The following is a 19,128-nucleotide window of genomic DNA, read 5'->3' as shown; positions in this document are numbered from 1 at the left end:
GCAGGGTGGCCGAAACGTCGATCCCGCTGCGCACCTGCGTGGGCTGCCGGGAACGGGCTCCGGTCACCGATCTGCTGCGTGTCGTCGTCCGGGACGGGGCCCTCGTCCCGGATCCGCGACGGAGGCTCCCCGGTCGGGGCGCCTCGCTGCACCCCACACCGGAGTGCCTGCGCGCAGCGGAACGACGCCGGGCCTTCGTCCGGGCGCTGCGCTGCAGCACCCCGGTCGAGGCCGGTCCGCTCCGGGTCCACGTCCTCGGTGCGCCGTCCGCGGCGCGTCCGGGGAGCGGACCCCAGGCGGGCGACAGCACGAACGACAACCGCAACAACACAGACGGACCGGCAACCGGCCGGTCCGCAGTCGAGTCAGGACGTCGTCGGATGAGCAAGCCGTGAAGTTTCCACGATGACCATGCAGTACTGACGACGAGGTCGAGCGGGCCAGCCGCCGGCCTCACCAGAGGAGATCCGTGCCAGGCAAAGCCCGCGTACACGAACTCGCCAAGGAGTTCGGTGTCGACAGCAAGACCGTGCTCGCGAAGCTCAAGGAGCAGGGCGAGTTCGTGAAGTCCGCGTCCTCCACCGTCGAGGCCCCCGTGGCCCGTCGGCTCCGTGAGGCCCTCGGCGCCGCCAGCAACGGCGGCACCACCGCGGCTCCGGCCGCCCGCCCCAGCGCTCCGGCCGCTCGGCCCAGCGCTCCCGCCACCCCGGCCCCCGCGGCTCCTGCCGCCCCGGCCGCGCAGACCCCTGCCGCCCCGGCCGGTCCGGCTCCCGCTCCTGCGCCGCAGGCGCCGGGGACCCGTGCCCCGGGCGGTCCCACCCCCGGGCCGCGTCCGACGGCCGCCCGTCCGGGTGCCCCGGTGCCCGGCCCGCGGCCGACCGCACCGGCTCCGGCCGCTCCCGCGGCTCCGGCCGCTCCCGCGGCTCCGGCCGCGCCGGCGGCCAGCGCTCCTCCCCAGCAGCCGCCCGCGGCCCCCAGCGGCCCGCGGCCCGGTCCCGCCGCGCCCCGTCCGGCGGCTCCCGGTGGAGCCGCTCCCGGCGCTCCGCGGCCCGGTGCCGGCCCCCGGCCCGGTCCCCGTCCGGCTCCGCGGCCGGGCAACAACCCGTTCAGCAGCGCACCGCGTCCCGCGCCGTCCGGCGGCGCTCCGCGCCCCGGTCCCGGTGCTGCCGGTCCGCGCCCGGCGGCCGCCGGTCCCGGCGGACCCCGTCCGGGTGCCGGTCCGCGTCCGGGTCCGGGCGGTCCCCGTCCCGGTCCCGGTGCCGGTGGCCCGCGTCCGGCTCCCGGTGCGGGTGGTCCGCGTCCGGCCGCCGGCCCCGGTGGCCCGCGCCCGAACCCGGGCATGATGCCGCAGCGTCCGAGCCCCGGCATGATGCCGCCGCGGCCGGCCGGTGCCGGCCGGCCGGGTGGCCCCGGCGGTGCCGGCCGCGGCCGACCCGGCGGTGGCCCCGGTGGCGGCGGTGGCGGCGGCTTCCGTCCCGGCGGTGGCGGTGGCGGCGGTGGCGGTGCGCCCGCCGGCGGTGGCTTCCGTCCCGGCGGTGGCGGCGGTGGCCGCGGCCGTGGGCGTGGTGGCTCCGGTGCGGGCACCGCGGGTGCCTTCGGCCGTCCCGGCGGGCGTGGGCCCGTCCGCGGGCGCAAGAGCAAGAAGCAGCGGCGCCAGGAGTTCGACCAGATGGCGGCGCCCAGCATGGGCGGCGTCAGCCTGCCGCGGGGCAACGGGCAGGTCGTCCGTCTGCCGCGCGGCGCCTCGCTGACCGACCTCGCCGAGAAGATCGGCGCCCAGCCGGCCGCGCTGGTCACCGCCCTGTTCCACCTGGGCGAGATGGTCACCGCGACCCAGTCGGTCAACGACGAGACGCTGCAGCTGCTCGGTGCCGAGATCGGCTGGAACATCCAGGTGGTCAGCCCCGAGGACGAGGACCGCGAGCTCCTCGAGTCCTTCGACCTCACCTTCGGCGACGAGGGTGACGAGGAGGACTGGGAGGCCCGCCCGCCGGTCGTCACCGTCATGGGTCACGTCGACCACGGGAAGACCAAGCTCCTGGACGCCATCCGCAACACCAACGTGGTGGCGCGCGAGGCCGGTGGCATCACCCAGCACATCGGTGCCTACCAGGTCGTCACCGAGCTCGAGGGCGAGGAGCGGCCGATCACCTTCATCGACACCCCGGGTCACGAGTCGTTCACCGCGATGCGTGCCCGTGGCGCGAAGGTGACCGACATCGTCGTCCTGGTGGTGGCCGCCGACGACGGCGTCATGCCGCAGACGGTCGAGGCGCTCAACCACGCCCAGGCCGCCGACGTGCCGATCGTGGTCGCGGTCAACAAGATCGACAAGGAGGGGGCCAACCCCGCCAAGATCCGCCAGCAGCTCACCGAGTACGGGTTGGTGGCCGAGGAGTACGGCGGCGACACGATGTTCGTCGACGTCTCCGCGACCACCCGCCAGGGCATCGACGACCTGCTCGCGGCGATCCTGCTGACCGCCGACGCCTCGCTGGACCTGCGCGCCAACACCGAGCAGGACCCGCAGGGTGTGGTCATCGAGGGCAAGCTGGACAAGGGCCGCGGCCCCGTCGCGACCGTCCTGGTCCAGCGCGGCACGCTGAGGACCGGCGACTCGATCGTGGCCGGCGACGCCTACGGGCGCGTCCGGTCGCTGCTCGACGAGTACGGCAACAAGCTCAAGGAGGCGCTGCCGGCCCGCCCCGTGCAGGTCGTCGGCCTCACCTCCGTGCCGCGTGCCGGTGACACCTTCCTCGTCGTCGAGGAGGACCGGGTGGCCCGGCAGATCGCCGACCGCCGCCAGGCCCGCATCCGCAACGCGCAGAACGCGCAGATGCGCAAGCGGATCAGCCTGGAGGACCTCGACGCGGCGCTCAAGGAGAACCGTCAGCTCAACCTGATCATCAAGGGCGACAACTCGGGCACCGTGGAGGCGCTCGAGGAGGCCCTGATGAAGATCGAGGTGAGCGACGACGTCTCGCTGCGGGTCATCCACCGCGGCGTCGGCGCGATCACCAAGAGCGACATCGACCTGGCGCTGGCCGACGACGTCATCGTCCTGGGCTTCAACGTCCGGGCCGAGGGCCAGGCCACCGAGCTCGCCAACCGCGAGGGCATCGACGTCCGGTACTACTCGGTCATCTACCAGGCGATCGAGGAGATCGAGGCGGCCCTCAAGGGCATGCTCAAGCCGGAGTACGAGGAGGTCCAGCTCGGCACGGCGGAGGTCCGCGAGGTCTTCCGGGTGCCGCGGATCGGCAACGTCGCGGGCTCCATCGTCCGCAGCGGCACGATCAACCGGAACTCGAGGGCCCGGCTGATCCGCGACGGCGTGGTCATCGCCGACAACCTCACCGTCGAGTCGCTCCGCCGCTTCAAGGACGACGTGACCGAGGTCCGCGAGGGCTACGAGTGCGGTATCGGCCTCGGCGCGTTCAACGACATCAAGGTCGAGGACGTCGTCGAGACCTTCGAGATGCGCGAGAAGCCGCGCGCGTGACGCAGGCCGGTTGACGGCCCCTGCAGGAGGGCACCCCGCCCTCCTGCAGGGGCCCGGCGCGAGCGTGCGAGCGCCGGGGGGCAGGAGGGTCCTTCGAGTGTTCACGGGCGCGCTGACCGCCGACCTGCTGCTGGGCGACGTGCACTCGCTCAAGGGCAAGCGCGCCCTCGTCCGGCCGATCGTGGCCGAGCTGCGGCGGCGCTTCGCCGTGGCCGCGGCGGAGGTGGGCGACCAGGACCTGCACCGCCGCGCGCAGGTCGGGGTGGCCACGGTGGCGGCCGACGCCGCGCAGGTGACCGACGTGCTCGACGCCTGCGAGCGGTTGCTGGCCGAGCGGCCGGAGGTGACGCTGCTCTCGACGCACCGGCAACTGTTCTCCGACACGGACGACTGAGGGAGGACCCCTCGAAGGACCCCCTCGGCGCGCCCCTGCGAGGGGGCCGCCCTGCCCCACCCGGCGCCCGACGGGCGCCCCCGATCCCTGGAGGTCCGATGGCCGACCCGGCCCGCGCCCGCAAGCTGGCGGTGCGCATCCGACAGATCGTCTCCGCCGCGATCGAGACGCAGATCAAGGACCCCCGGCTGGGCATGGTGACCGTCACCGACGCCCGGGTGACCAGCGACCTGCGCGAGGCGACGGTGTTCTACACCGTCTACGGCGACCCCACCCAGGTCGAGGACTCCGCGAAGGCGCTGGCGTCGGCGACCGGCGTGCTGCGCTCCACGGTCGGCAAGCAGACCGGCATCAAGTTCGTGCCCACGCTGACCTTCGTCGCCGACCACGTCCCGGACACCGCCCGGGAGCTGGACGAGGCACTGGAGCGGGTCCGGCACGCCGACGCCGAGCTCGCCCGCATGCGGGAGGGCGCCGCCTACGCCGGCGAGGCCGACCCCTACCGCCGTCCCGCCGAGGACGACGAGGACGACGAGGACACCTCAGCGACCGGGACTGCCGATGAGGGTGTCGACGTGAGCCACCGGACCAGGAGCGCCTCGTGAGTGAGAACGACCCCGACCCGTACCTGCCCGACGGGGGGCAGGGCCGTTCCGAGCTGGGCGGCCGCCCCGAGCCGGACACCGGCGACCCGACCCAGGGCGGGAAGTACGGCGAGATCGGCGACGCGCCGAGCATCACCTCCGACGAGCCCGACGACGGGACGACCTACCCCGTCGGCGGCGGCGACGTCCGGGAGGAGCGCAACGCCCCGCCGGTCGCCGACCCCGGCCCGGACGCATGACGGTCTCCCTCCCGCGGGGCACCGACCTGACCGGACCCGCAGCCGCGGTCCTCGCCGAGGCCGCCGACGCCCGGGCCACCGTGGTCCTCTCCGGCCACGTCCAGCCCGACGCCGACGCGCTCGGCAGCACGCTGGCCCTCGCCGAGGCGCTGCGCCGCCGCGGGGCCCGGGTGCTGGCCACCTTCCCGGACCCCTTCGTCCTGCCGTCGTCCCTGTCCTGGCTGCCCGGCGCCGAGGGCCTGGTGCCCTCGGACGCCGTCCCGGCCTCTCCCGACGTGTTCGTCAGCCTGGACGCCGCCTCCCCGGCCCGGCTGGGCGAGCTGGCGCCGCTGCTCGAGCGCGCGGCGACGTCGGTGGTGGTCGACCACCACGCGAGCAACCCCGGCTTCGGCGACGTCCGGGTGGTCGACGCCGCCGCGCCGGCGACGGTGGCCCTGGTCGCCGACCTGCTCGACGGCCTCGGCGTCGCGCTCGACACGCGGCTGGCCACCTGCCTGTACGCGGGGCTGGCCGCCGACACCGGCTCCTTCCGGTTCGGCAACACGCGTCCCGACACCCACGACCTCGCCGCCCGGCTGCTGGCGACCGGCATCGACCACGCCCTGATCAGCCAGCGGCTGTTCGACACCGCGCCGTTCGGCTGGCTGGGCCTGCTCTCGGTGGTGACCGGCCGCGCGGCGCTGGAGCCGGAGGTCGGCGCCGGCCTGGTCTGGACCTGGTCGAGCACCGCCGAGGCCGCCGAGCACGGCCTGCCGGGTGAGCAGCTGGAGGCCCTGGTCGACGTCGTCCGGTCCACCGCGGAGGCCGACGTGGCCTGCGTGCTCAAGGGGCAGGACGACGGCACCTGGTCGGTCTCCCTGCGCTCCCGCGGCGCCACCGACGTCGCCCGCGTGGCCATGGCGCTCGGCGGTGGTGGCCACCGCGCCGCGGCCGGCTTCACCTCGCACGCCGACCGCGAGGGCACGATCCGCGCGATCCGCGTCCAGCTCAGCGAGGGATGACCCGCCCACCCCTTCCGCGGCGGGCTCGCCGATCGCGCACGGCGGGGCCCGCGCAGGCGAGCTCGGCCCCCGGTCCCGCCGCGCCGGGGCACCGGGGTCCCGGTGTCCTGGCCCTGGCGGCCCCGGCACTGGTGGTGCTGGCCGCCGAGCCGCTCTACCTGCTGGTCGACACCGCGGTCGTGGGCAACCTCGGCACGGTGGCGCTCGGCGGGCTCGCCGTCGGCGGCGGCCTGCTGGCGTGGGCGGCCGCGCTGTTGAACTTCCTCGCCTACGGCACCACCGCCCGGGCGGCCCGACGGGCCGGGGCGGGGGACCGGGCCGGCGCCGTCGGCGAGGGCGTGCAGGCGACCTGGCTGGCGCTGGCCCTCGGGCTGGCGGTGCTCGCGCTGTTCCAGCTGCTGGCCGGCCCGCTGACCCGTGCCCTCGCCGGGAGTGCGGGGCCGGTCGCCGCGGCGGGGGAGACCTGGCTGCGCATCGCCTCCCTCGGTGCGCCGCTCCTCCTGGTGTCCCTGGCCGGCAACGGCTGGCTGCGCGGGGTGCAGGAGCTGCGCCGGCCGATGTACTACGTCCTCGCCGGCAGCCTCGCCAGCCTGGTGCTCTGCCCGCTGCTGGTGCACCCGGCCGGTCTCGGGCTGGCCGGGTCGGCGGTCGCGAACGTGACCGGGCAGGCCCTGTCGGCCGCGCTGTTCGTGCGGGCGCTGCTGCGGGAGGGCGTGCCCTGGCGCCCCCGCCCGCGGGCCATCCGCGCCCAGATGGTCATCGGCCGTGACCTGCTGCTGCGCGCCGCCGTCCTGCAGATCGCCTTCCTCATCGCGACCGGGGTCGTCGCCCGCGCCGGCACGGCCGAGCTGGCCGCGCACCAGGTCGCCCTGCAGTTGTTCCTCTTCCTCGCCCTCGTGCTGGACGCCTACGCCATCGCCGCGCAGACCCTCGTCGGGCAGGCCCTCGGGCGCCGGAGCCCCGACGACGCCCGGGCCACCGCCCGCCGCGTCACGGCGTGGGGCCTGGGCACCGGGGTGCTCGTCGCCGCGCTGCTGGTCGCCGTGCGCCCGGTCGTGCTGCCCCTGTTCACCGGCGACCCCGCGGTGGTGGAGCAGGCCACCGTCGCCTGGTGGTTCCTCGCCGGCATGCAGCCGCTGGCCGGCGTCGTCTTCGCCCTCGACGGCGTGCTCATGGGCGCCGGCGACGTCGGCTACCTGCGCACGGTCACCATCGGGTCGGCCCTGGTCGGCTTCATCCCGCTGTCGCTGCTCGCGGTCCCGCTGGGCTGGGGCCTGGCCGGTGTCTGGACCGGGCTCGTGCTGTTCATCGCCCTGCGCCTGGTCGCCGTCCTGGTCCGGGTGGCGGGGAGTCGCTGGCTCGAGGCACCTGAGACGGTGACGGCGTGAGCAGACGCAAGGACGCCGACGTCCCGCCCGGCCTGCTGCTGGTTGACAAGCCGGGCGGCATGACCTCGCACGACGTGGTCGCGCGGGCGCGGCGGGCGCTGTCGGTCCGCCGGGTGGGCCACGCCGGCACCCTCGACCCGATGGCGACCGGGCTGCTGGTGCTGGGCGTCGGCGCGGCCACCCGGCTGCTCGGGTACGTCGGCGGGCACGACAAGACCTACGAGGCGACGATGCGCCTCGGGCAGGTCACGGTGACCGACGACCGCGAGGGCGAGGTGCTCACGACGACGTCGACGGCGCACCTCGACGACGCCGCGGTCCGCGCCGCCCTGGCCGCGCAGACCGGCCCGCTGCAGCAGGTGCCCTCCTCGGTGAGCGCGGTCAAGGTGGCCGGGCGCCGCGCCTACGACCGGGTGCGCGCCGGCGAGGAGGTGGTGCTCGAACCGCGGTCGGTGACCGTGCACCGGCTCGACGTGCACCGCATCGGCCGGCCCACCCCCGACCTGGTCGACGTCGAGGTGACCGTCGTCTGCACCGCCGGCACCTACGTCCGGGCGGTCGCCCGCGACGCCGGGGCCGCCCTCGGCGTCGGCGGCCACCTCACGGCGCTGCGCCGCACCGCGTCCGGTCCGTTCGACGTCGGGCAGGCGGCTCCGGTGGAGGACGCCGCCGCGGCGCTGGTCGCCGGCGGCGGCCCCGGCGTGCTGGGCCTGACCGAGGCCGCCCGTGCGGTCTTCCCCGAACGCAGCCTCACGCCCGACGAGGCCCGGGCGCTGGTGTTCGGGCAGCGGATCGCGGCCACCGGCAGCCCCGGCCTGCACGCCGCGGTGGACGGCGAGGGCCGGCTGGTGGCCCTGGTCGAGGACGCCGGCCGCTCCGCCCGCGTCGCCGTGGGCTTCCCGCCCGGCTGACCCGCTCAGTGCCGGACGGCAGCCGGTGACCGGGCGAGCAGGGTCACGCCGGCGAGCGTGAGCGCCCAGCCCGCGGCCAGCACGAGCGCCCAGCCCGGCCGGACCCGGTCGCCCAGCAGCACCAGACCCACCAGCCCGGGCACGACCACCTCGGTGACCGCGAGGACCCCCACGACCGTGTCCACCCGGCCGTGCCGCATCGCCCGCGCGAGCAGCACCGTCCCGACGGCGCCCAGCGCGAGGACGGCGTAGGCCAGCGGCTCGGCCAGCAGGTCGCGGACCGAGCCCCACACCGACGAGGCGACGTGCAGCGCCCGCACCGACAGGGCCACGGCGCCGTACGCGCACCCCGCGAGGGTCGTCATCAGCAGCGGCCGGCCACTGTGCAGCAGCGCCGGCAGCGCCGCGACCAGCACCGCCGTGGTCGCGAGCAGCACCGGCACCGCCGCGGCCGGGAGGCGGTCGGGCCGCCCCGGTGCCGCGCTGGCGGCGACCAGCACCAGGCCGGCGACCACCGCGGCCACCGCGGCGCGTTCCCGCCTGCCCAGCCGGCGCGGGTCCCCGCCGTGCGCGGCGACGGCCGTGACCGCGACCGTCCCGGCGAGCACCGACTGCACCGCGTACACCGGCAGCACCCGCAGCGCGACCACCGACAGCAGCCAGCCCACGCCGTCGATCGCGAGGCCGGCCAGGTACCGGGGTTGCCGCCACACCGGGGTGCCGCCGGCCGCCCGGCGGGTGCCCGAGGACTCGAGGAGGGACGCCGCGCTGTTGGCCAGCATCGCCGCGACGGCGGCGAGCAGGGCCAGTGCGGTCATCGCCCCTCCCGGATGTGGCAGCCTCGGCTGCATGGCCGGCGCCATCCCACCGCATGCGGACCTCGACGCGCGCCTCGCGGCGCTCGAGGCCCTGCTGCGGCCGCTGCCGGGCGTCGTGGTGGCCTTCTCCGGCGGGGTGGACTCCGGCACGCTGCTCGCCGCCGCGGTGCGGGCTCTCGGCGCCGGGCGCGTGGTCGCCGCCACCGCTGTCTCGCCCAGCCTGCCGGCCACCGAGCGGGAGGGGGCGGTGGCCTTCGCGGCCGCCCTGGGTGTGCGCCACGAGCTGCCCCGCACCGACGAGCTGGCGCGCCCGGGGTACCGGGCCAACAGCGGGGACCGCTGCGCGTTCTGCAAGACCGAGCTCGTCGACGTCCTCGTGCCGCTGGCCGCCCGCCTAGGGATCGCCGACGTGGTCACCGGCACCAACGCCGACGACCTGCGGGCCGGTTTCCGTCCCGGCATCCGGGCGGCGGCCGAGCGCGGCGCCTGGGCGCCCCTGGCCCGCGCCGGGCTGACCAAGGACGACGTCCGTGCCGCGGCCCGGCGCTGGGGCCTGCCCCTGGCCGACAAGCCGGCGGCGGCCTGCCTGGCCAGCCGGATCGCCTACGGCGTGCCGGTGTCGGCGCAGCGGCTGGCCCGGGTGGAGTCGGCGGAGGCGGCGCTGCAGGCCGCGCTGGCCGCCGCCGGGCTGGAGGTGCGGGACCTGCGGGTCCGCGACATGGGGGACGACGTCGCCCGGGTCGAGGTCGACGCCGCCGCCGTCCCCGCGCTGACCGCCCGGCCCGACGTCCTCGCCGCGGTCACCGGCTTCGACCGCGTGGAGGTCGACCCCCGCGGGTTCCGGTCCGGGTCGATGAACGAGCTGCTGCCCGACCCGGTCCGCTACCGCTGAGCCGACCGGACGATCCGGGCGGCGGCCACCCCGGCGCCGAAACCGTTGTCGATGTTGACCACCAGCACGCCCGGCGCGCAGGCGGTGAGCATCGTCAGCAGGGCGGCCAGCCCCTCGAACGCCGCGCCGTAGCCGACCGACGTGGGCACCGCGACCACCAGCCGGTCGGTGAGCCCCGCGACGACGCTGGGCAGCGCGCCGTCCATGCCGGCGACGACGACCACCGCGTCGGCCGCGGCGAGGTCGGGCGCCACGGCCAGCACGCGGTGCACGCCGGCCACGCCGACGTCGTCGACGCGGCGGCAGCCCACCCCGCAGGCGGCCAGCGTCGCCGCCACCTCGGCGGCCACCGGGCCGTCCGACGTGCCGGCGGTGAGCACCAGGACCTCGCCGACCGGGGGCGGGAGCTCGCCGACGACGACGCTGCGCGCCACGGTGTCGACGGCGGCGTCGGGCCAGCGCTCGCGCACGGCCCGCGCCGTCGCGTCGTCCACCCGTGTCGCCCACGCCATCGGCGCGCCCCCGTCGAGGAGGGCGGCCAGGCAGGCGATCGTCTGGTCCGGCGTCTTGCCCGCGGCGTAGACGACCTCCGGGGTGCCGGTCCGGGCGGCCCGGTCGAGGTCCAGCCGGGCGAAGCCCAGGTCGGCGGTGCGCTGCTCCACGCGGTCAGCATGGGGGATTGACCGTCCACCGCGCCGGGAAGGGGGAGCGCATGAGCGTCGTGAAGATCAACGCGATCACCGTGCCCAAGGACAAGCAGGAGCGCTTCGAGGAGCGGTTCCGCGGCCGGGCCGGGGCCGTGGAGAGCACCCCGGGCTTCGAGTGGTTCGAGCTCCTGCGCCCGCAGGAGGGCACCGACCAGTACCTGGTCTACACCCGCTGGAGCAGCCAGGAGGCCTACGAGTCCTGGCAGTCCAGCCAGGACTTCGACCGCGCCCACAGCGGCGGCGGCGACACGCTCGCGCCGGCCGCCGCCGACTCCTCCCACCTGTGGAGCTACGAGGTCGTCGAGTCGGCCGGCCCGAGGGCCGGCCAGGAGCACCAGGTCTGAGCGGGGCGGGGCCGGGGACGGTCGTCGTCGGCCCCGTCGGCGGCGGCGCTAGGGTGAGCGGACGGGTCCGGCGGCCGCCGGACGCCGTCTGTGTCCCTGCACGCCGCAAGGTGGGAGCCATGACCGACACGCTCGCCGACAGCCGCACCTCCTCCCGGATGTTCACCGACGGCGTGCCGGTGGTCGTGGAGGACGTGCGGCGGCGCCCGGCGGCCGAGCGCGCCGAGCTCCTCGCCGACCCCGGCTTCGGCCGGTACTTCACCGACTCGATGTTCGTCGCCCGCTGGCGCGCGGGGCAGGGCTGGTACGACGCCCGGCTCACCGCGTACGCCCCGCTGCAGGTCGACCCGGCCACGGCCGCGCTGCACTACGCGCAGTCGATCTTCGAGGGGCTCAAGGCCTACGCCCAGCCCGACGGCAGCGTCGCCACGTTCCGCCCCGAGGCCAACGCCGCGCGGTTCGTCCGGGGCGCCAAGCGGCTGGCGATGCCGCCGGTCCCGGAGGAGGCCTTCCTCGCCGCCGTCGACGCGCTCGTCGACAGCGACCGAGACTGGGTGCCCACCGGCCCCGACCAGACGCTCTACCTGCGCCCGTACCAGCTGGCGACCGAGCCGTTCCTGGGTGTGCGCCCGGCGCACGAGTACCTGTTCCTGGTGATCGCCAGCCCGGCCGGCGCCTACTTCCCGCGCGGGGTCCACCCGGTGTCGGTCTACCTCTCCGAGGACTACATCCGCGCCGCGCCCGGCGGCACCGGCGACGTCAAGTGCGCCGGCAACTACGCCGCCAGCCTGCTGGCGCAGGAGCAGGCGATCGACGCCGGCTGCGACCAGGTCGTGTGGCTCGACGCGGTGGAGAAGCGCTACGTCGAGGAGATGGGCGGGATGAACCTGTTCTTCGTCCTCGGCGAGGGGGACGACGCCGAGCTGGTCACCCCCGAGCTCACCGGCACCCTCCTGCCCGGCATCACCCGCGACTCGCTCATCACCGTCGCCCGCGAGCGGGGCCACCGCGTCACCGAGCGCCGGTTCAGCGTCGACGAGTGGCGCTCCGGCGTCGCCGACGGCACGGTCACCGAGACGTTCGCGTGTGGCACCGCCGCCGTCATCACCCCGGTCGGCGAGGTGAAGGCGCGCACCGGCGACTTCACCGTCGGCGACGGCAAGCCCGGCCCGGTGACGATGGCGCTGCGCGAGCACCTCCTCGACATCCAGCACGGCCGGGTGCCCGACACCCACGGCTGGCTGCACCGGGTCGCCTGAACCGGTGCTCCGATGGCGGGGGCTGGAGGCCACCCCGGGTGACCTCGGGCGCACGGTGGTCACCATCGGGATGTACGACGGGGTCCACCGGGGACACCAGCTGCTGATCGGCACCGCGGTGGCACGCGCCCGCGCCATGGGGCGGCCCTGCCTGCTGCTCACCTTCGACCCGCACCCGTCGGAGGTGATCCGCCCGGGCTCGCACCCGGCGATCCTCACCTCGATGGACCGCAAGGCCGAGCTGGTGGCCGACCTCGGCGTGGACGCCATGTGCGTGCTGCCGTTCACCCCGGAGTTCATGCGCCTGTCCCCGGAGTCGTTCACGCACACCGTGCTCGTCGAGCACCTGCACGTCGCCTCGGTGGTCGTGGGGGAGAACTTCACCTACGGCCACCGGGCGGCCGGCAGCCTCACCACCCTCGCGCGGGAGGGACGGCGGTTCGGCTTCACGGTGGAGGGCGTGCCGCTGGCCAACGTCACGATGACGCCCGGTTCCGGCGCGGACGCCGACGAGATCACCATCTCCTCGACCTACATCCGCGCCTGCGTCGCGGCCGGTGACATGGTCTCGGCCGCCCGCGCGCTGGGGCGCCCGCACCGCGTCGAGGGCGTCGTCGTCCGGGGTGACCGGCGTGGGCGCGACCTGGGCTACCCGACGGCGAACGTGGAGTCCCCGCCGTACACCGCCGTCCCCGCCGACGGGGTGTACGCGGGCTCCCTGGTCATCCGCGACCCCCGCAGCGGAGCGACGCTGAGCAGCTCGCCGGCGGCCGTGTCGGTGGGCACCAACCCGACCTTCCAGGGCACCCGCCGCACCGTCGAGGCGTACCTGCTCGACTTCGAGGGGGACCTGTACGGCGAGCACGTCGGCGTCGAGTTCGTCCAGCGGCTGCGACCGATGCTGGCGTTCTCCGACGTCGGCGAACTGGTCGCGGCGATGGACCGGGACGTCGCCGAGACCCGGGCGGTCCTCGGGTTGTGACACCGCGGTCCTCACGACCGCTGCTCGACCGTCGTCACCGCCCTCCGGCCCGGGTCACCCGCTCCGGGAGGCGGCACCGCGCCGGTGTGTAACCTTGACGGCACGTCGGGACACCCGACGTGTGTGAACCCTGCCCCCGTGACCCAGACCGGGGGCCACACGCGACCTGCCCAGGAGGCCGTCCATGGCGCTCGACAGCGCGACGAAGCAGCAGATCATGACCGAGTACGCGACGGTCGAGAAGGACACCGGCTCGCCCGAGGTGCAGGTCGCGATGCTGACCCGCCGGATCAGCGACCTGACCGAGCACCTCAAGCAGCACAAGCACGACCACCACAGCCGGCGGGGCCTGCTCCTGCTGGTCGGCCGTCGTCGCCGGCTGCTGAACTACCTGGCCAAGACCGACATCAACCGCTACCGCTCGCTCATCGAGCGGCTCGGTCTGCGCCGCTGACCCCAGAGGGGACCGTCCCACCGGGACGGTCCCCTCTCTCGTGGGGCACCCGCCCCACGGGTCCCCGGCCCCCTGCGCCGCCGCCCCCGCCGCTGGTCGGTCCTCGGTAGTGGCCCCCGGGCATGGCCCCCTCCCCGGAGGGGAACCCCTCCCGCGGGCTTCGATCGAAGACCGGTCACCCCGGGCGCAGTCTCGGCGCGGGACGCCACGAAGAGGACGTCGCCGCATGCGACGTAGGAAGAGGACACCGTGTCCGCACCCACCACCCAGAACAGCAGCACCGCTGCCGAGTTCGACCCCGAAGACGGGGTCACCACCGCCACCGCCGTCATCGACAACGGCACCTTCGGCAGCCGCAGCATCACCTTCGAGACCGGCCGGCTCGCCAAGCAGGCAGCCGGGTCGGTCGTCGTCAGCATGGGCGACACCATGCTGCTGTCGGCCACCACGGCCGGCCGTCAGCCCAAGGACCAGTTCGACTTCTTCCCGCTGACGGTCGACGTCGAGGAGCGCATGTACGCCGCCGGGCGCATCCCCGGCTCGTTCTTCCGTCGTGAGGGCCGCCCCTCCGAGGACGCCATCCTCACCTGCCGGCTCATCGACCGGCCGCTGCGCCCGACCTTCGCCAAGGGCCTGCGCAACGAGGTCCAGGTCGTCATCACGGTCCTGTCCCTGGACCCCGACCACCTCTACGACGTGCTGGCCATCAACGGCGCGTCGGCGTCCACCCAGCTGTCGGGCCTGCCGTTCTCCGGCCCGGTCGGTGGCACGCGCGTCGCCCTGGTGAACGGCCAGTGGGTGGGCTTCCCCACCAACGCCGAACTCGAGGACGCCGTCTTCGACATGGTGGTGGCCGGCCGGGTCCTGCCGGACGGCGACGTCGCGATCATGATGGTCGAGGCCGAGGCGACCGAGAAGACGATCCAGCTGGTCGCCGGCGGCGCCCCCGCCCCGACCGAGGAGGTCGTCGCCCAGGGCCTCGAGGCGGCCAAGCCGTTCATCAAGGCGCTGTGCGAGGCGCAGAGCGCGCTGGCCGAGAAGGCCGCCAAGCCGGTCGCCGACTTCCCGCGCTTCCTCGACTACCAGGACGACGTCTACGCCGCCGTGGAGTCCGCCGCCCTCGACCGGCTGACCGAGGCCCAGGCCATCGCCGGCAAGCAGGAGCGCAACGACGCCACCGACGCGCTCAAGGACGAGGTGCTCTCCTCCCTCGCCGGCCAGTTCGAGGGCCGGGAGAAGGAGCTGTCCGCCGCGTTCCGCGCGGTGACCAAGAAGGTCGTCCGGCAGCGCATCCTGCGCGACAAGGTCCGCATCGACGGCCGCGGCGTGACCGACATCCGGCCGCTCTCGGCCGAGGTCGAGGTCGTCCCGCGGGTGCACGGCTCCGCGCTGTTCGAGCGCGGCGAGACCCAGATCCTGGGCATCACCACGCTGAACATGCTCCGCATGGAGCAGCAGCTGGACACCCTCTCGCCGGTGACCCGCAAGCGCTACATGCACAACTACAACTTCCCGCCGTACTCCACGGGCGAGACCGGCCGGGTGGGTTCACCCAAGCGCCGGGAGATCGGCCACGGGGCACTGGCGGAGCGGGCGCTGGTCCCGGTGCTGCCCGACCGCGAGGAGTTCCCCTACGCGATCCGGCAGGTGTCCGAGGCGCTGGGCTCCAACGGCTCGACGTCCATGGGCTCGGTCTGCGCCTCGACCCTGGCGCTGCTCAACGCCGGCGTGCCCATCAAGGCGCCGGTCGCCGGCATCGCGATGGGCCTGGTCTCCGACGAGGTCGACGGGAAGACCGAGTACGTCGCGCTGACCGACATCCTCGGTGCCGAGGACGCCTTCGGTGACATGGACTTCAAGGTCGCCGGCACGCGCGACTTCGTCACCGCCCTGCAGCTGGACACCAAGCTCAACGGCATCCCGTCCGACGTGCTGGCCCAGGCGCTGACCCAGGCCCGCGCGGCCCGGCTGCACATCCTCGACGTGATGAACGAGGCCATCGACGGCCCCGACGAGATGAGCCCGTACGCCCCGCGGGTGACCACGGTGCGCATCCCGGTCGACAAGATCGGCGCGGTCATCGGCCCCAAGGGCCAGATGATCAACGCGATCCAGGACGAGACCGGCGCCGACATCACCATCGAGGACGACGGCACGATCTACGTCGGTGCCTCCGACGGCCCGTCGGCGCAGGCCGCGGTGGACCGGATCAACGCCATCGCCAACCCGCAGATGCCCAAGGTCGGCGAGCGCTTCCTCGGCACGGTCGTCAAGACCACGCCGTTCGGCGCCTTCGTCTCCCTGCTGCCGGGCAAGGACGGCCTCGTCCACATCAGCAAGCTCGGTGGCGGCAAGCGGATCGGCAAGGTCGAGGACGTCGTGAACGTCGGCGACAAGCTGCAGGTGGAGATCACCGACATCGACGCCCGCGGCAAGATCAGCCTCGTGCCGGTCGCCGCCGAGGGCGAGGGCTCGGGCGACACCGCCCCGGCGGACGTGGCCGAGTCCGTCGCTCCCGCGGAGGCGTGATCACGGACACCGAGCAGACCACCGAGCAGACCGGGACCGGGGCCGGGACGGGCGCACTGACGCCCGGCCCGGCCCCGGCCGGTGTGGGGGAGACCGTCGTCCTCGACGTGGACGAGTTCGGCGGGCGGGTGGAGCGCACCGAGCTGCCCGGCGGCCTGCGGGTGCTCACCGAGGTGATGCCGGGCGTGCTGTCGGCGACCGTCGGCATCTGGGTCGGCGTCGGGTCGCGCGATGAGACCGACGAGGTCGCCGGCTCCTCGCACTTCCTCGAGCACCTGCTGTTCAAGGGCACCGGCAGCCGCAGCGCCCTGGAGATCGCGACGGCGATGGACGCCGTCGGCGGCGAGATGAACGCCTTCACCGCCAAGGAGCACACCTGCTACTACGCGAACGTGCTCGCCAGCGACCTCCCGCTGGCGGTCACGCTGCTCGGTGACCTGGTCACCGACGCGCTCAACACGGCCGCCGACCTGGAGTCCGAGCGCACGGTGGTGCTCGAGGAGATCGCCATGCGCGACGACGAGCCCTCCGACGCCGTGCACGACCTGTTCGCCGAGACGCTGTTCGGCGGTACCGCCCTCGGCCGGTCGGTGCTGGGCACGGTGGAGTCGATCGAGGCCCTCACCCGGGACGACGTCGACGGGTGGTACCGCCGGCGCTACGCCGTCCCGTCGATCGTGGTCACCGCCGCGGGCCGGGTCGACCACGAGCAGGTGCTCGACCTCGTGACGGCGGCCTTCGGGACACGGCTGACCGGGACCGACCGGCCGGCGCCACTGCGCCGCGGGGACGAGGGTGCCGGCACCCGGCCGGCCCGGCCCACCGGCCTGATCCGGCGGAAGACCGAGCAGACCCACCTCCTGCTGGGCTCGGTCGGCCTCGGCCGACTCGACGAGCGGCGCTACGCGGCGGCGGTGATGGAAACCGCGGTGGGCGGCGGGATGAGCTCACGGCTGTTCCAGGAGATCCGTGAGAAGCGGGGGCTGGTCTACAGCGTCGGCTCGGCCCTCACGCACTACGCGGGCACGGGGTCGTTCTCGGTCTACGCCGGCTGCTCGCCCAAGCGGGTGCCGGAGGTGCTCCGCCTGGTGCGCGAGGAGCTCGGGCGGGTCGCCGCGGAGGGGCTCACGCCCGAGGAGGTGGCCCGCGGCCGTGGCCAGCTCAAGGGCGGGATGGTCCTGGGCCTCGAGGACACCGGCTCCCGGATGAGCCGGCTCGGCAAGAGCGAGCTGTCCTACGGCGAGTACCTCCCGGTCCGGGAGGTGCTCTCCCGGCTGGACGCGGTCGACGAGGGCCAGGTGCGCGCGGTGGCCGCGGAGCTGCTGGCGCGCGAGACCTGCCTGGCGGTGGTCGGCCCCTACCGCGAGTCCGACCTCGACCGGCTCTGATGCGCCGGCCGCACCCCGCGCTCGCCGTCCACGGCGCGCTGTCCCGAGGCGTCTTCGCCGTCACCGTCCTGGTGTCGCTGGCGGTGCTCTTCGCGCCGGGGGACGACATCCCCGTGGCACCGCCGGGTGTCGACAAGCTCGTGCACGCGGCGCTGTTCGCCGCCCTCGCGCTCAGCGGGCGCTGGGCCGGCGTGCGGGCCGGGGTGCTCACGGCGTTCCTCCTGCTCTACGCCGCCGGGAGCGAGGTCGTGCAGGGGCTCTCCCCGCTGGAGCGCTCGGCGTCGGTGGCCGACTGGCTGGCCGACGCCGTGGGCGTCGTCGCGGGCATCCTGCTCTGGGCACGCCTGGAGCCGCGCCACGCGTCCTGACCTGGGCGCTGCCTTGCATCCCGGGACGGCGCCGGGAAGCCTGGCCCGGTGACCACGAGCACCCCCACGTCCGACCGGCAGCCCTCTCCCGCTCCGCAGGGGGAGCCGCCGCGCCTCGCCGTCGGTGTCCTGGGGGCCCGCGGCCGGATGGGCACCGAGGTGGTCAAGGCGGTCAACGCCGCCGACGACCTCGAGCTGGTCGCGATGGTCGACTCGGGGGACTGGCTGTTCGACCTCGCCAACACCGGTGCCCAGGTCGCCGTGGACTTCACCCGCCCGGACGTCGTCATGGACAACATCCGGTTCTGCATCGACAACGACATCCACTGCGTCGTCGGGACGACCGGCTTCGACGAGGCCCGCCTCGCCACCGTCGCGGAGTGGCTGGAGCCCAAGCCCGACCTCGGCGTGGTCATCGCGCCCAACTTCGGCATCGGCGCGGTCCTGCTCATGCGGTTCGCCCAGGAGGCCGCCCGGTTCTTCCCCTCCGTGGAGGTGGTCGAGCTGCACCACCCCCACAAGGTCGACGCCCCCTCGGGCACCGCCGTCCGGACCGCGCGGCTGGTCGCCGCCGCCCGGCGCGCGGCAGGCCTGCCCCCGGTTCCGGACGCCACGACCGACTCCGTGCCCGGGGCCCGCGGTGCCGACGTCGAGGGCATCCCGGTCCACGCCGTCCGCCTCACCGGCCTGGTCGCGCACCAGGAGGTGCTGATGGGCGCAGCGGGGGAGACCCTGACCCTCCGCCACGACTCCTACGACCGGGCGTCCTTCATGCCCGGCGTGCTGCTCGCCGTCCGGGAGATCGGCCGCCGGCCCGGTCTCACGGTCGGGATCGAGGGTCTGCTGGGCCTCTGACGGGCGCTCGTGGGACGGAAGTGGCGTCACGGAGAGTGACCTGCCTCGCATCCCGGCTGCACCCGTACGCCGCTGACCTGCGGTTTTCCCATCGAGAGGCCGTCCGGAGGGGGCCCAGGGCCTGGCGGAGCGCCACCCCGGTTTGACGGCGCCCCACGCGCGGCGTAACTTTCTCTCTGCGCCGAGCGAGACCGGGTCCGAGACCCGGGAGCCGCCGGTCAGACCCCCGGGTGTGACAGCGAGCCGTGCACGGCGTACCGTAGGACAAGTCGCCAGGGACGAGGCCCGGAAGGGTTGAGTCGTTGCGCGTCCGCTCCTTGAGAACTCAACAGCGTGCCGAAAGTCAGTGCCAAGTAACAACCCCTTTTGTGGGTTTCTTTGGGTTGATTGATCGAGAGTGTCAGCTCTCGGTTCTCGCCCGGATTCGAATTCATCTACGGAGAGTTTGATCCTGGCTCAGGACGAACGCTGGCGGCGTGCTTAACACATGCA

19 protein-coding genes, 1 rRNA gene and 1 pseudogene are annotated in these 19,128 nt (G+C 74.8%); 19 read left to right on the top strand and 2 right to left on the bottom strand.

Going from position 1 to position 19,128, the window contains the following annotated elements; translation table 11 throughout:
- Positions 1-5 precede the first annotated feature (5 nt).
- The 9 genes and pseudogenes from ACI79I_RS18390 to truB all read left to right on the top strand — a co-directional run bounded on the left by ACI79I_RS18390 (position 6) and on the right by truB (position 8,040).
- A complete protein-coding gene (locus tag ACI79I_RS18390; protein ID WP_456993759.1) occupies positions 6-395 on the top strand; it encodes a YlxR family protein in 390 nt (129 codons plus the stop codon).
- Positions 396-469: 74 nt separating this feature from the next.
- Positions 470-613: pseudogene (locus ACI79I_RS18385) on the top strand (translation initiation factor IF-2 N-terminal domain-containing protein); the annotation flags it as partial.
- A gap of 1,056 nt (positions 614-1,669) precedes the next feature.
- Positions 1,670-3,502 carry a translation initiation factor IF-2 gene (gene infB / locus ACI79I_RS18380; protein ID WP_456993829.1) on the top strand — a complete coding sequence of 611 codons (1,833 nt, stop codon included), beginning with the start codon at positions 1,670-1,672 and terminating at the stop codon, positions 3,500-3,502.
- 97 nt (positions 3,503-3,599) lie between these two features.
- Complete coding sequence (locus tag ACI79I_RS18375) at positions 3,600-3,896, top strand: DUF503 domain-containing protein (protein WP_456946321.1); 297 nt, start codon at positions 3,600-3,602, stop codon at positions 3,894-3,896.
- Between the two features lie 98 nt (positions 3,897-3,994).
- Entirely contained in the window at positions 3,995-4,501 is a 507-nt protein-coding gene (gene rbfA / locus ACI79I_RS18370; RefSeq protein WP_456993758.1) for a 30S ribosome-binding factor RbfA, read from the top strand.
- Positions 4,498-4,740, top strand: coding sequence for a hypothetical protein (locus tag ACI79I_RS18365; RefSeq protein ID WP_456993757.1), 243 nt, complete (start codon positions 4,498-4,500; stop codon positions 4,738-4,740). The genes rbfA and ACI79I_RS18365 overlap by 4 nt, the downstream gene beginning before the upstream one ends.
- On the top strand, positions 4,737-5,741 hold the full coding sequence (locus tag ACI79I_RS18360; protein ID WP_456993756.1) for a DHH family phosphoesterase: 1,005 nt from the start codon (positions 4,737-4,739) through the stop codon (positions 5,739-5,741). Before ACI79I_RS18365 ends, ACI79I_RS18360 begins: the two co-directional genes overlap by 4 nt.
- Before the next feature lie 134 nt (positions 5,742-5,875).
- Positions 5,876-7,129 (top strand): MATE family efflux transporter, encoded by a 1,254-nt coding sequence (locus tag ACI79I_RS18355; protein WP_456993755.1) that lies wholly within the window; start codon positions 5,876-5,878, stop codon positions 7,127-7,129.
- On the top strand, positions 7,126-8,040 hold the full coding sequence (truB, locus tag ACI79I_RS18350; protein ID WP_456993754.1) for a tRNA pseudouridine(55) synthase TruB: 915 nt from the start codon (positions 7,126-7,128) through the stop codon (positions 8,038-8,040). Before ACI79I_RS18355 ends, truB begins: the two co-directional genes overlap by 4 nt.
- Positions 8,041-8,045: 5 nt before the next feature.
- Here truB and ACI79I_RS18345 read toward each other — a convergent pair whose 3' ends face one another.
- The gene (locus tag ACI79I_RS18345; RefSeq protein ID WP_456993753.1) at positions 8,046-8,858 is read right to left on the bottom strand and encodes a hypothetical protein; all 813 of its coding nucleotides are present in this window, start codon (positions 8,856-8,858) and stop codon (positions 8,046-8,048) included.
- A gap of 31 nt (positions 8,859-8,889) precedes the next feature.
- Between ACI79I_RS18345 and larE the strand changes: the two genes are divergently transcribed.
- Positions 8,890-9,750, top strand: a complete 861-nt coding sequence (gene larE / locus ACI79I_RS18340) for an ATP-dependent sacrificial sulfur transferase LarE (RefSeq protein ID WP_456993752.1) — start codon at positions 8,890-8,892, stop codon at positions 9,748-9,750.
- Here larE and larB read toward each other — a convergent pair.
- Positions 9,741-10,412, bottom strand: a complete 672-nt coding sequence (larB, locus tag ACI79I_RS18335) for a nickel pincer cofactor biosynthesis protein LarB (protein ID WP_456993751.1) — start codon at positions 10,410-10,412, stop codon at positions 9,741-9,743. The two genes, larE and larB, sit on opposite strands and share 10 nt — an antisense overlap.
- A gap of 50 nt (positions 10,413-10,462) precedes the next feature.
- On the opposite strand from larB, the gene ACI79I_RS18330 reads away from it, so the two are divergent.
- The 9 genes from ACI79I_RS18330 to ACI79I_RS18290 form a co-directional block, all read left to right on the top strand.
- Entirely contained in the window at positions 10,463-10,801 is a 339-nt protein-coding gene (locus ACI79I_RS18330; protein WP_456993750.1) for an antibiotic biosynthesis monooxygenase family protein, read from the top strand.
- Between the two features lie 119 nt (positions 10,802-10,920).
- Entirely contained in the window at positions 10,921-12,060 is a 1,140-nt protein-coding gene (locus ACI79I_RS18325) for a branched-chain amino acid aminotransferase (protein ID WP_456993749.1), read from the top strand.
- 4 nt (positions 12,061-12,064) lie between these two features.
- Positions 12,065-13,042, top strand: a complete 978-nt coding sequence (locus tag ACI79I_RS18320) for a bifunctional riboflavin kinase/FAD synthetase (RefSeq protein ID WP_456993748.1) — start codon at positions 12,065-12,067, stop codon at positions 13,040-13,042.
- A 184-nt stretch (positions 13,043-13,226) separates the two neighbouring features.
- Positions 13,227-13,496 carry a 30S ribosomal protein S15 gene (gene rpsO / locus ACI79I_RS18315; protein WP_072920360.1) on the top strand — a complete coding sequence of 90 codons (270 nt, stop codon included), beginning with the start codon at positions 13,227-13,229 and terminating at the stop codon, positions 13,494-13,496.
- A gap of 249 nt (positions 13,497-13,745) precedes the next feature.
- A complete protein-coding gene (locus ACI79I_RS18310) occupies positions 13,746-16,025 on the top strand; it encodes a polyribonucleotide nucleotidyltransferase (protein WP_456993747.1) in 2,280 nt (759 codons plus the stop codon).
- Positions 16,022-17,413: a M16 family metallopeptidase gene (locus ACI79I_RS18305; RefSeq protein ID WP_456993746.1), complete on the top strand. Its 1,392-nt coding sequence runs from the start codon at positions 16,022-16,024 to the stop codon at positions 17,411-17,413. Before ACI79I_RS18310 ends, ACI79I_RS18305 begins: the two co-directional genes overlap by 4 nt.
- On the top strand, positions 17,413-17,781 hold the full coding sequence (locus ACI79I_RS18300; protein ID WP_456993745.1) for a VanZ family protein: 369 nt from the start codon (positions 17,413-17,415) through the stop codon (positions 17,779-17,781). Before ACI79I_RS18305 ends, ACI79I_RS18300 begins: the two co-directional genes overlap by 1 nt.
- Before the next feature lie 48 nt (positions 17,782-17,829).
- Positions 17,830-18,636, top strand: a complete 807-nt coding sequence (dapB, locus tag ACI79I_RS18295; RefSeq protein ID WP_456993744.1) for a 4-hydroxy-tetrahydrodipicolinate reductase — start codon at positions 17,830-17,832, stop codon at positions 18,634-18,636.
- Between the two features lie 433 nt (positions 18,637-19,069).
- Positions 19,070-19,128 (top strand): 16S ribosomal RNA (locus tag ACI79I_RS18290); the annotation flags it as partial.

Source organism: Geodermatophilus sp. SYSU D01105 (genome assembly GCF_054050095.1).
The sequence above is the reverse complement of the archived record's forward strand: the minus strand, read 5'-3'. Positions and strand labels throughout refer to the sequence as shown.

Coding starts and splice junctions, on each gene's coding strand:
- infB (WP_456993829.1), top strand. CDS start 1,670: ATGGCGGCGCCCAGCATGGGCGGCGTCAGCCTGCCGCGGGGCAACGGG.
- rbfA (WP_456993758.1), top strand. CDS start 3,995: ATGGCCGACCCGGCCCGCGCCCGCAAGCTGGCGGTGCGCATCCGACAG.
- ACI79I_RS18360 (WP_456993756.1), top strand. CDS start 4,737: ATGACGGTCTCCCTCCCGCGGGGCACCGACCTGACCGGACCCGCAGCC.
- ACI79I_RS18345 (WP_456993753.1), bottom strand. CDS start 8,858: ATGACCGCACTGGCCCTGCTCGCCGCCGTCGCGGCGATGCTGGCCAAC.
- larE (WP_456993752.1), top strand. CDS start 8,890: ATGGCCGGCGCCATCCCACCGCATGCGGACCTCGACGCGCGCCTCGCG.
- ACI79I_RS18330 (WP_456993750.1), top strand. CDS start 10,463: ATGAGCGTCGTGAAGATCAACGCGATCACCGTGCCCAAGGACAAGCAG.
- ACI79I_RS18325 (WP_456993749.1), top strand. CDS start 10,921: ATGACCGACACGCTCGCCGACAGCCGCACCTCCTCCCGGATGTTCACC.
- rpsO (WP_072920360.1), top strand. CDS start 13,227: ATGGCGCTCGACAGCGCGACGAAGCAGCAGATCATGACCGAGTACGCG.
- ACI79I_RS18300 (WP_456993745.1), top strand. CDS start 17,413: ATGCGCCGGCCGCACCCCGCGCTCGCCGTCCACGGCGCGCTGTCCCGA.